Here is a 12,653-nt window from a genome sequence, read left to right on the forward strand (position 1 = left end):
TTTCCCGGGGCAGGTTGTCGGTCCAGTAAGCCCGATCCCGCGCATAGTCGTCGGATGCTTCGTACTGCAGTTCACCGTCCACCATGTCCCGCAACGAACCAAACGGCGAGGGTGGGATAGAAGTGCCGCGAACAACAGCGGAATAGACGGTGGCAATCCGATTGATGAGAAGCCCCATGCTATATCCGTCCATCACGATGTGATGGCCGCAGAGGAATAGATAAAATCCATCGACCCGCGTCCGCATCAACGCGAATTTGAATAGTGGGCCTGTCAACGGCATCGGCGTCTTCTGTATTTCCGATGCCAGCCGATGGACTTCCCGCACCGGATGCTGTTCGTGGCGAAGGTCGTGAAATTCCGTTTCGACGGTCGAGTAGTCCATTACCTGCTGAACGACACGACCGTCTTCCTCGAAAACTGCGACTCGCACCGGTTCGGCATCGTGCACGGCCCGCCGGATCGCTACGTTGAGCACATCGGCATCGAGCAAGCCGTCAATGGCCACGAACATGCCGACCTGCCACTCGGCGTCCATAGTGCTCGTTTCGTCAGCAAACCAGACGTCGCGTTGCGGCCGCGTCAGCGGTAACGGTGGGGGCTGTGGGGAGCCCCCGGCCCCCTCGAGGGGTTGGTACTCGGGTCGTGTGGTCGCGGCGGTGAGCAGCCCGACCAGGTGGGTGGCCAGTGCGGCGGGGGTGGGCTGGTCCAGGACCAGGCCGGCCGGCAGGGCCAGCCCGGTTTGCGCCGACAAGGTGTTGCGCAGTTCCAGGGCGGTCAGCGAATCGATACCGAGGTCCTTGAACGGCCGCCCGGGATCAAGTGCAGCCGGATCGGGGTGCGCCAACACGCTGGCGGTGGTGCTGGTCACCAGGGCGGTTAACGTGGCGAGTTGTTGGTCGGGCGTGGATCCGGCCAGCCGGGCGGTCAACGTGTCGGAGCCGACGCGCGCGGCCTGGCGCAAGGTGGTGGTCAATGCGGACAGGATTGCGGGCAACGCGTTGGTGCGTGCCAGGTGGTCTAACGCCGACGCGCTGATCGGAGCAGTGATCAAGGCGGGCTTACCAGAGGCCAGCGCGGCATCGAAGAGGGCCAGGCCATCGCTGGTGCTGATCGGGGTCATACCGGTGCGGGTGAAACGGGCCCGCTCGATCAAGCCCACCTGCGCCGTCGCTGCCGAGGCGGTCTGCCAGTAGCCCCAAGCCAAACTGGTGGCCGGAAGCCGGCGGTAATGACGCAGCTGAGCCAGCGCGTCGAGGAAAGCGTTGGCGGCGGCGTAGTTGGCTTGACCGGGGCCACCCAATACTCCTGCGGCCGACGAGAACACGACGAACGCATCCAGTTCCAGCTCAGCGGTCAGGCGGTGCAGATGCCAGGCACTGTCGGCCTTGGCAGCCAGAACCGCGTCCAGTTGCGCACTGGTCATGTCGCTGACCAGGGCATCATCGAGCACCGCGGCGGTATGGATCACCGCACGCAACCGATGCGCGGAAGGGATAGCCGCCAGCAACGCGCTGACCTCGGCGGGCTCGGTCACATCACAAGCAGCGATGGTGACCCGGGCGCCTAGTTGGGTCAGCCGCCGCTGCAGTTCGCCCGCACCCGATGCTGCCGGCCCCTGGCGTGAGACCAACAGCAGATGGCGCACGCCGTAGTGGGTCACCAGATGCTCGGCGAAAAGCCCGCCCAACATTCCGGTGCCACCGGTGATCAACACCGTGCCATCGGGATCGAAGACCGTCGAATGACGTCTACCGGGGCTGTGCGGCGGTGCCGGCTGCGGGGTTCGGACCACGCGAGCAACATGAACAACACCGCCGCGCACAACCAGCTGTGGCTCAGCACCCGATCGCCGTGACAGGACGGTCATCAAGATCTCACCGGAGTCGGCGCTGTCGTCGATATCCACCAGCCTGATGCGGCCCGGATGCTCGTTTTGGGCGCTGTGGATCAAGGCCCACAACGCGGCTTGAGCCAGATCCGGGTGGCCGTCCTCGACGCTGACCCGCACCGCCCGACGGGTCACCACAACCAACGGAATATTCACGGTGTCCGGACGCGCCAGCCAAACCTGCAGTCCGGCAAGGGCTTTGCGGGTCAGCGCATGCACCTCAGGCAGCACATGGGCGTCGCCGGGTGGATCGGACAACCCCAACGCCCACACCACCCCGTCGGCCTGACCCAGGTCGGGGTGGGTCACATCGGCGTAGATCCGGTGCTGGTGCAATCCGGCCGGCAGTCGATCACACTGATGGCCGAGCACCATCCATCCCGGCGCGGCGGCAGGCAGCGCGAAGGTGTTCTCCGGCACCGCAAGCCAGGACAGCTCCAACAAGCCGGGGACGTCCGTCGCGACGGGCTCGGCGATCGTGTCGGGCAGTTCACGAACACTCAGCGAGTCGATGCTGACCACCGCCGCTCCGGCGGGATCCACGGCCTGCAGACGGTACCGATCCGCGCCCGTGCGCACGAGTTGCACGTACAACCGGGTGGCCGCCGTCGCGAACAACCTCACTCCGGCAAACGCGAACGGCACCCGCAACACCGCAGGCTGGGCATCCAGACCGGTGCGGTCAAACACCGCCAGCGGTTGCAGCGCCGCATCCAGCAACGCCGGGTGGATGCCGTAGCCGTCGACGTCGGTGCCGGCGGGCAGTTCGACCTCGGCGCACACCACATCCGGGCAGGCCGGGTCGTATCCGACACCGCGCACCGACCGAAACAACCCACCGCAATCCAGACCGTGACCAGCCAATCCCTCATAGAAGCCGTCGGAGTCGATAGCCTCCACGGCCGCCAACGACAGCGCGGCCGGCGCCACGGGCTGCTGCGGACTGAACACCCCGCCGGCATGCAACGTCCAAGGACCCCGCTGCCCACTGGCCCGGGAGTGCACGTCAAAAGCCCGCCGCCCGTCAGGATCAGCGGGCTGGACCAGGATCTGCAGATCGGTGGGCCCACGCTCAGCAAGCCGCAGCGCGGTATGCACCACCAACTCCTCGATGACCGGGCACCCGGCCGTTACGCCGGCGGCCAACGCCAGATCGATCAATCCGGCCGCTGGGAACTCCACACCGTCGCCGACCCGATGACCGGCCAGCCAGCCCTGCGTGCCGCACGACAACCGTCCGCTGAGCATGACCTGGTCTTGACCGGCCAGCTCGCTGACAGCACCCAACAGCGGATGCTCAACAGCGCCCAGCCCCGCAGCGCTGACGTCGACGGCCGGGGTGGGGGTCAGCCAGTAACGACGACGCTCGAACGGATAAGTCGGCAACCCCACCGTGTTGGCATGCGGGTAAAGACGCCGCCAGGACGGGCTGTGCCCATGGATGTGCAACGCGGCCAACGCCGCGTTGAGGCTGTCCACATCGGGCCGGTCGCGACGCAGCGTGGTGATCACCGCCGAGCAGGTCCGTTCAGCGACACCGGCCAGGGTGTCGGTGATCCCTGGAGCCAACACGGGATGCGCCGACAGTTCGACAAACGTGCGCTCGCCGCGGCCGAGCAGCGCGAGCACGCCGTCATGGAAGCGGACCGGTTCCCGCAGGTTGGCATACCAGTAGTCGGCGTTCATGGTGGTGGTGTCCAAGGACTCACCCGACCCGACGCTCTGCACCGTGGAATACAGCGGTATGCGTGCAGGCTGTGGCGTCAAACCGGCCAGCTCGTGCAGGAGCTGTGGGCGCAGTGCTTCAACCTGAGCTGAGTGCGACGCGTAATCCACCGCGAGACGGCGGATCTGGATGCCGTCACCATCGCAGGCATCGATGAACCTGGTCACCGCGTCAACGTCACCGCTCACCACCGCGTGTGCGGGGCCGTTGACCGCGGCAATACTGACCGCGCCACCCCAACGGTGCAACCGCGACCGCAGTTGCTCGACGGGTAGCAGCACCGACGCCATCGCCCCGGCACCGGACAGCCGCGTGAGCGCGCGACTGCGCAGCGCCACCACCTGCGCAGCCTGTTCCAGCGGAAGCGCCCCGGCCACATACGCGGCGGCGATCTCTCCCTGGGAATGCCCAAGCACCGCGTCGGGCACGATCCCGTAGCTCTCCAGCACTTCGGCGAGCGCGACCATCACCGCAAACAGCACCGGCTGAATCACATCCACCCGCTCCAACGAGGCAGACTCGGGGCGCTGACAGATCACATCGCGCACCGACCAACCAGTCCACGGTTGCAGCGCCCGATCACACGCATCCACCGCACGCGCAAACACGTGGTGCTGCTGGTAGAGCCCCGCGGCCATGGCCGGATACTGAGCGCCCTGGCCAGGGAATACGAAGACGAGGCGGCCGCCCTGCGCGACCAGCTGATGACGACTCAAAGCGGGATGAGGCCGCTGCGCACGCAGCGCGGTCAATGCCGCCAACACCTCCGCGCGCGGGTCAACGCCGGCGCCGGCCACGGTGATCGCGGCCCGATACGGATGGTGGGTGCGGGTGGTGGCCAAGCTGTAGGCCACGTCGGTGAGGTCCAGCTCCGGATTCGCGCTCACATGCTGGTAAAGCCGATCGGCCTGATCGCTCAACGCGGCAGCGCTACGCGCCGAGACCGGCCAGAACCGCAGCACATCTGGCGGACCTTCCGCGGCAGCCGGCGCTGACGCCGGCGGGGGTGCCTCCTGCAGAATCAGATGTGCGTTGGTGCCCGAGATACCGAAACTGGATACCCCTGCACGACGCACGGACGCCCGGTCGTGTGGCCAGGGCTGAGACTGCTGCAGGAGGGAAAGCCCACCTGCGTCCCAATCGATGTGCTCGCTGGGCTTGTGCGCATGCAGAGTTTTCGGCAAACACTCGTATTGCAGAGCCAGCACCATCTTGATTACGCCCAGCACCCCGGCGGCGGCCTGCGCGTGACCGATGTTGGATTTCGACGAGCCCAACCACAACGGACGCTCAGCGTCGCGGGTCGGCCCGAACACCTGCGCGAGGGCGCCGGCCTCGACCGGGTCCCCTAACGCGGTACCGGTGCCATGGGCCTCGACCGCGTCGATATCGTCGGGGGTCAACCCGCTGGACTGCAGGGCTGCCCGGATGACGCGCTGCTGGCTGGATCCGTTGGGTGCAGTCAACCCCAGGCTTCGCCCGTCCTGGTTGACCGCCGATCCCCGGATCAACGCCAACACCCTGTCCCCGTCGCGCTGGGCATCGCGGAGCCGTTTGAGTACCACCAATCCGGCGCCCTCTGACCAACCCGCGCCATCAGCAGCAGCCGAGAACGCTTTACACCGCCCGTCCGGGGCCACCGCGCGCAGCCGGCTGAACTCCACGAACATTGCCGGGGTGCACATCACCTGCACGCCGCCGGCCAGCGCGAGATCACACTCACCCTGCCGCAACGCCGACGCCGCCAGATGCACGGCCACCAGCGACGACGAACACGCCGTATCCACGGTCATGGCCGGACCCTGCAAACCCAGCGCATACGACACCCGCCCCGAGACCGCGCTGATGGTCCGCCCGGTCAAGCGGTAGCCGTCCAGATCCCGCAACGAATACCCGTCCGAACCGTAATCGCTGGATTGAACGCCCAGATACACCCCGGTGACGGATCCCTCCAGCCCATCCGGGGGCAGGCCGGCACGTTCCAGTGCCTCCCAAGCCAGTTCCAGCACCAACCGTTGCTGGGGGTCCATCGCCGTAGCCTCACGCGCGGAGATGCCGAAAAACTGCGCGTCGAAAAACTCCACGTCAGACAAAAAACCGCCCTCGCGGGCGTAGGTCTTGCCCACCGCGTCGGGATCCGGATCGTAGAGGTCCCCGGCATCCCAACGCTCGGGCAACCCGCCGATAGCATCACGACCCTGATCGAGCAGGGCCCAATAACCCTCGGGATCTCTTACCCCGCCCGGCGTCCGACACGCCATTGAGACGATGGCGATCGGCTCCTCAGCATCCCCGGGTTCGGTACTGCGCGGGCCAACCCGCTCGGCAGCACTGACAGCGAGCATCCCGGCCAAGCCCGCGACGGTGGGATGGTCAAAAACCTCCACCGCGGACACCTCACGGCCCACCTCCCGGGTCAGCCGTGCGGCCAACTCGCTGACGCCGATCGAGCTGAGACCCTGATCCCCTAACGGTCGGTCGACCTCGACAAGGCCAACACTCACACCCAGGACCGCGGCCGCCTGTTGGCGCACCGTGTCAATCAACTGCCCGGCCCGGCGCGCCTCACCGCTGCCGGCAGCCACGTCCGTCCGGCCGGCCTGCGAATTCGCCTCGGGCACCGGCACGGCGCTGCTGACTTCTTCGCCCGTGTAGCGATCCACCAACAACGCTTGGGCCTGCAGGCTGCCGTCAAGGAATCGCGCGCGGCACCGGGACCGCTGCACCTTGCCGCTGGTGGTCTTGCTCACGCTGCCCGGCGGCCCCAAAATCACTACCGCACAACGCAATTGGTGCTCGCGCAACACCGCTGCCCGCACGGCCTCAACCACCCCTGACAGGAGCTCTGGTGAAGCATCTCGGCGTACCTCCACCAGGACCGCCACGGCTTCGCCGGCACCTTCCTCGACGGCGAAGGCCGCGATGCCACCGGGCCTGATCGCGCGATGGCAATCGCGCAGGCTGTCTTCGATATCTTGCGGATGGATGTTGCGACCGGCTGTGATCAGCAGATCCTTGATGCGTCCGCACACATACAGCTCGCCGTCGTAGCGGAATCCCATATCGCCGGTACGCAGATAGCCGCGGCCGCCGTCGGCGCCGGCCAAGCGAGCGTGGAAGGTAGCCCGGCTGGCCTCCGGGGCCCCCCAATAGCCGGCGGCCTTACTCGGCGAATCCACCCAGATCTCGCCGACCTGCCCATCGCCCAGTTCCGCACCGGACTCGCCGTCCACAATGCGCACATCGATGTCATCAGTGGGCTTGCCACATCCCATCAGCACGTGAGAATCGGAACCCTCGCCGACAGCAGCGATCCGCTGGTTTTCGAGCTGGTTGCGGTCCAGCTGCATACGCGAGCGCCCACAGACGGTCACTCCCACGGTGTGTTCGGCCAGACCATAAGCCGGGCAGAAGGCGTCCGGACGCAATCCGGTCACCGCGAATGCGTCCAGGAAGCGGTCGGTGGTGTCCGCGCGCACCGGTTCAGCAGCACTCATCACCACCTGCAGCGAGCTCAGGTCCCACGTAGCGCGCTGCTCAGCGGTGGTTCTGCGCACCGCCAACTCGTAGCCGAAGTTGGGGGCAGCGGTATGGGTCGCGCGCACCCGATCCATGGCCTCAAACCACAGCGCGGGGCGCTGCAGAAAACTCAGCGGCGACATCATCGTCAACTCCGCATTGCCTGCCAACGCGCTCAAGATGCCGCTGATAAGCCCGAAGTCGTGATAGGGCGGCACCCAGAACACGGCCCGGGCCTCGAGCCCCAATCCCAGCAGCCTGCGGTTGAAATCGAGCTGGTGGGCCAGGTTGCCATGGGTGATCACCACACCTTTGGGATCTGCGGTCGAACCCGAGGTGTACTGCAGTAGAGCCGGCGTATCCGGGCCGGGGACCCAATCCGGCACTGTTTCGGGGACGGAGCCCGAACGCACGCGGCCACCGACCCCTCGCGAGGTCACATGCCAGGAAAGGCCGGCGGGCCAGTCGACCGATTTCGCGGTCACCAACGATTTGGCCGCGCCCAACCGTCGGGCGCCGGCATAACGCCGACTGGTCAGCACCGTATTGGCGCCACAGTCAGCCGCCACCCGCCGAAAGCTATCGATGGACTTTCGCGGGTTGAACGGATCCGGCGGATACACCGGCACCGCAATCACTCCCGCCGCCATGCACCCCAGCACGCTGCGCACGAAGTCCAAACCAGGCGGATACACCAGCAACGCCCGATCACCGGGCGCCAGACCGCAACGCTCCCTGAGGAACTCGGCCACCTCATTCATCTCGGTCACCACACCCGCGCGAGTCACCGACTCACTGACCCGACCTTGACCATTCACGAAGGAGATGGCCGCGGCGTCGGGGATTTGCGCCCCCAGTTGCCGAACCCGGTCTAGCAGCGACATGACGCCCCCCGAGCCAGGCGTTTCTGACATAGCCGCGCACGAAGAGGAACGCATGGCATGTCCGCGGAATCGGCGAATATTGTTGCGCGGCGCCGAATCCGACACCGCGCGACGTCACGTGACAGATTTCTCACGCGGCGCCGCTCCGCATAGCTCCATGGGTCAGCTTCGAGACGGCCTCGGGTGCAACGAACTGCGCCGAGTGCTCAATGTTGGTCATCACGTATCGCGTTCTTCTGCCGCCCCGGCCCGATATAGACCGCGCCATTTCAGCACGTCACAGACCGCGCCAACAAGAGGCGAAAGTCCCAACATCACCGTCCCGGCCGGCCGGGATTCCGACCCTGAACAGCATGAACCTCGATGATCACGGGGGGCGCCGTCGCTGATGACGACGTGGCCGGCCTGATCGACTACCAATCAGGTGAGATCAAAGAGAACCCGGTACTTCGATTCTGGCGAAGCCGCGGTGAAACGACGTTCAGTTATCGCTCGGCCGTTGCTCGGCAAGCCGGTCCCGCAGACTCTTGGGCCGGATATCGGGCCAGTTTTGCTCGATGTAGTCCAGGCAGTCAGCTCGGGCCGCCTCGCCGTAGACCACCCGCCAGCCGTCGGGGACATCGGCAAAAGTCGGCCACAAGCTGTGTTGTTCTTCGTCGTTGATCAAGACAAAGAAGCTGCCATTCTCGTCGTCAAATGGATTGACGCTCACGGGTCAACTCCTGATCGTCGAGCTGAGGGTGCCGCTTCACGTCCGCCCGAGGTCCTCAGCATTGGGGTGCCTTGCGTGTCGACAAGATACCTGTGTCGATCGGATGAAGTCGACAGGCCCGTCAGGTCGGTTGACGAAGACCAGAGTCCCATGGTGACGGCTCGAGGAGCGCGTCCAGATCGGCGATCGCGCGCAGGGTGTCGTTGAGGTGGGTGCACGTGCTGGTGCCGACCAACTCACCACGGACGCGGTCACGAAGCTCGCGGAGCGTCATGCCTTCGATGCGGCCCGCACTACCGATCGCTCCCGGGCACTCCTGCCACGGCAGCACCCGCACCTGGGCATCGACCGAGGTGATAGAGCGCGACGAGGTGTCGACCGTGCCCGCCACCGTGTACTCGTGCACGATCGTCTCGTTGAGCTCGTCGTCCATGTGGGAATCACGGAAACGCGCGTCGAATGCCGCCGCACCCCCGTCGACCGGCCACAATTCCAGGCGACGGAATCTACGCATCCCGTGCGCTCGCAACGGTTCGACGTCGTGCAGCCCGTCCAGCGCCGGTGCCGCCGGCCCGCGGCCCGTCGGGATGACATCGTGGCGACGCGTGTACTGGATCAACGACGCCTGCGGCGCGAAACCCGCACAGATCCCGGCTATCCGATCGGCGACGCCGGGCGGCATCTTCTGCTCCGTGCCCGTGACGATCGCCGCGTGCTGGACGCCGTAGCCCGACACCAGTGCCGCACCAACCCAGTCGTCGAGCAGCAGATGAAACAGGCTCGACCGCGCGATCTCTTCCGGGAACAGCGTCGCAACCGTCGATCGGAAACCACGGCCGACCCGTTCACCCAGCAGCCGATCCACGCCGCTGACCTGCGGCGTTACCGAGATCTCCGCGATGACCTGATCAACCAGCCGGGCACCGAGGCGGACCTCTGCCCGTGTACCAATGCCGTCGGCGTCGCGGGCGCGCAGGTCGACGTGCGAGCCGCCCGTGTCATCCGGGTGGGTGTCGATGGTGCTGGTGCGACGTCGCCGCCCCGCCACCAAGGGCGCCGCCGCGTCGGCAACAGGGCGCCGCGGCCCGAGAATGTCCGTCACGAACGGCATGAAACGACGTTACCGGGCCGGTGGCCGGGTCGGCGCTAGGGCTTCCAGCCGGTGGTGTCCGCCCACTCCCATGCGCGCCGGTACGCGTCGAGGAACCACGGTTCCTTGGCGGTCGCATAACGCGCCGTGTCGCCTGCACCGTGCGCTTCCGCCGCCCGCTTGATCGCCAGATAGTCTTCGCGCACCGCGGGATTGGCCTTCAACCAGTCGACGAACAACAGCGCGAACTGCTGATTGGGCCAGCCGGCCACCCGAATGTGCACATTGGTGGGCCGCCCAGGGTCAGCAGAAGCATGAATCCTCTTGTGCCACAATGCCGCATCGTCAGTGTGGTCGAAGCCGGGCACGGTACTGCGGGCATCGGCCTTCGCGGTGTCCTGCGTGATGTGCTCGAGACGCGGGTAACCGGCGGCCAACAGTGAATCAGCGAGTTCGTCGGCCATATCCAGGGATTCGACGGTCACCTGGATGTCGATGACATCCTTCGCGTCGTAGTCCGGCACCGCCGTCGAGCCGATGTGGTCGACCCGCACCACCCGATGGCCGCCCGCGGTCTTCAACCGGTTGACGATGCGGCGAGCCTGGTCCGGCCATGTCGGGTCGGCTGGAGCCAGGTGCGCCGGCGGGCGCGCGGGCCGGCGTTCGGTCAGGTTGTGCGCGAACGGCAGGACGCGGTTGTGCCATACGTCGCGGGCACGCAGCACCAGATCTTCCTGGGTGCCTGAGTTGTCCAGCCAGATGTCCGCGACGGCACGACGCTGATCGTCGGTGGCCTGTGCGGCAATCCGCGCGCGGGCGTCGCTCTCGGTCATGCCGCGTTGCTCCACCAGGCGCCGCACCCGCAGTTCCACGTCGGCGTGCACGATTACGACGAGCGGGAACAGTGGCGCCATACCCGATTCCACGAGCAGTGGAATGTCTTCCACGACAACGGAATCCTGAGCGACGGCGTCGATGATCTCCGCCCGGCGCTTGGCGACCAGAGGATGCACGATGCCGTTGAGCTTCTTGCGCTCTTCCTCATCGGCAAAAGCCTTGGCCGCCAACGCCGGCCGATCCAGGGCACCGTCGGGACGGAGAATGTCTTCGCCGAAGGCGTCTACCAGCGACGCCAGTCCTTCGGTCCCTGGTTCGACCACCTCGCGCGCGATGACATCCCCGTCCACGATGATTCCACCGCAATCGGAGAAGGTCTTCGACAGCGCCGACTTCCCGGCGCCGATACCGCCGGTCAGCCCGATGCGCAGCATCTGCGCCGGTTACGCGCTGCCGGCGAGCTTTTCCCGCAGAGCCGCCAGTTGGGCGTCGCTGGCCAGCGACCCACCCGCGGACTTCTCCGAGGAGCTGCTGCTGGACGACGACGAACCGCCGCTGGCGTGGTCCGCCGCCTCCGCAGCAGCGAACTTCTCCATCTGCGCGGTGTGCATCTTGTGCCGGCGCTCGGCCTCCGCGTAACGGGCCTCCCACTCGTTGCGCTGCGCGTCGAAACCTTCGATCCACTCGTTGGTCTCGGCGTCGAAGCCCTCGGGGAAGATGTAGTTGCCCTGCTCGTCGTAGCTGTCGGCCATGCCGTACTTCGCGGGGTCGAACTCTTCGGTGTAGTCCTCGTTGGCCTGCTTGAGCGACAACGAGATTCGGCGCCGCTCCAGGTCGATGTCGATGACCTTGACCATCGCGTCGTCGCCGACGGCAACCACCTGGTCGGGCACCTCGACGTGGCGCTCGGCCAGCTCGGAGATGTGCACCAGACCCTCGATGCCCTCCTCGACACGGACGAACGCACCGAAGGGCACCAGCTTGGTGACCTTGCCCGGCACGATCTGGCCGATGGCGTGGGTGCGGGCGAAGTGGCGCCACGGGTCTTCCTGAGTCGCCTTGAGCGACAACGAAACCCGCTCGCGATCCATGTCGACGTCGAGCACCTCGACGGTGACCTCGTCGCCCACCTGCACCACCTCGGACGGGTGGTCGATGTGCTTCCACGAGAGCTCGGAGACGTGCACCAGGCCGTCCACCCCGCCCAGGTCGACGAAGGCGCCGAAGTTGACGATGGAGGAGACGACACCCTTGCGGATGGTGCCCTTCTGCAGCTGGTTGAGGAATTCACTGCGCACCTCGGACTGGGTCTGCTCCAGCCACGCGCGGCGGGACAGGACCACGTTGTTGCGGTTCTTGTCCAGCTCGATGATCTTGGCTTCGATTTCCTTGCCGATGTACGGCTGCAGGTCGCGCACGCGGCGCATCTCGACGAGCGAGGCGGGCAGGAAGCCACGCAGCCCGATGTCGAGGATCAGGCCACCCTTGACGACCTCGATGACGGTGCCCTTGACGGCCTCGTCCTTCTCCTTGAGCTCCTCGATGGTGCCCCAGGCGCGCTCATACTGCGCACGCTTCTTGGAGAGGATCAGCCGGCCCTCTTTGTCCTCTTTGGTGAGAACCAGGGCCTCGACCTCGTCACCGACGGAAACGACCTCATTGGGGTCGACGTCGTGCTTGATGGAGAGCTCGCGGGCGGGGATGACCCCTTCGGTCTTGTAGCCGATGTCGAGGAGCACCTCGTCCCGGTCCACTTTGACGATGGTTCCCTCGACGATGTCGCCATCGTTGAAGTACTTGATCGTTTTGTCTATTGCGGCTAGAAAGTCCTCGCTGGTGCCAATGTCGTTGATGGCTACTTGCGGCGAGGTGACGGTGGGACTCGGCATATTGTTGGGTTGCTCCGGACAGGGTTCATCGAAGGGACATTTGGGTTTACCCGTTGAGGCTACTCGACGGGGCGCAAGCTGGACAAACTCACCCCCACCGAAGCG

At 66.1% G+C, this 12,653-nt stretch carries 5 protein-coding genes (1 of these 5 only partly in view); all 5 read right to left on the bottom strand.

The features are described from left to right. On the bottom strand, window positions 1-8,020 hold the 5' portion of the coding sequence (locus tag QXK92_RS06100) for a non-ribosomal peptide synthetase/type I polyketide synthase (RefSeq protein WP_306240772.1). 3,890 nt of this gene lie to the left of the window's left edge; 8,020 of the gene's 11,910 nt are visible here — the first part of the coding sequence; the start codon lies at window positions 8,018-8,020; its stop codon lies off the left edge, out of view. Between the two features lie 481 nt (window positions 8,021-8,501). Continuing rightward, a complete protein-coding gene (locus QXK92_RS06105) occupies window positions 8,502-8,732 on the bottom strand; it encodes an MbtH family protein (protein WP_306240773.1) in 231 nt (76 codons plus the stop codon). Window positions 8,733-8,853: 121 nt separating this feature from the next. After that, window positions 8,854-9,843: a DUF2889 domain-containing protein gene (locus QXK92_RS06110; RefSeq protein ID WP_306240774.1), complete on the bottom strand. Its 990-nt coding sequence runs from the start codon at window positions 9,841-9,843 to the stop codon at window positions 8,854-8,856. A gap of 35 nt (window positions 9,844-9,878) precedes the next feature. After that, window positions 9,879-11,093, bottom strand: coding sequence for a dephospho-CoA kinase (gene coaE / locus QXK92_RS06115; protein WP_306240775.1), 1,215 nt, complete (start codon window positions 11,091-11,093; stop codon window positions 9,879-9,881). 9 nt (window positions 11,094-11,102) lie between these two features. Next, complete coding sequence (gene rpsA, locus QXK92_RS06120) at window positions 11,103-12,548, bottom strand: 30S ribosomal protein S1 (RefSeq protein WP_306240776.1); 1,446 nt, start codon at window positions 12,546-12,548, stop codon at window positions 11,103-11,105. Between the last annotated feature and the right edge of the window lie 105 nt (window positions 12,549-12,653).

Source organism: Mycobacterium sp. TY815 (assembly GCF_030755135.1).
Classification (GTDB): domain Bacteria; phylum Actinomycetota; class Actinomycetes; order Mycobacteriales; family Mycobacteriaceae; genus Mycobacterium.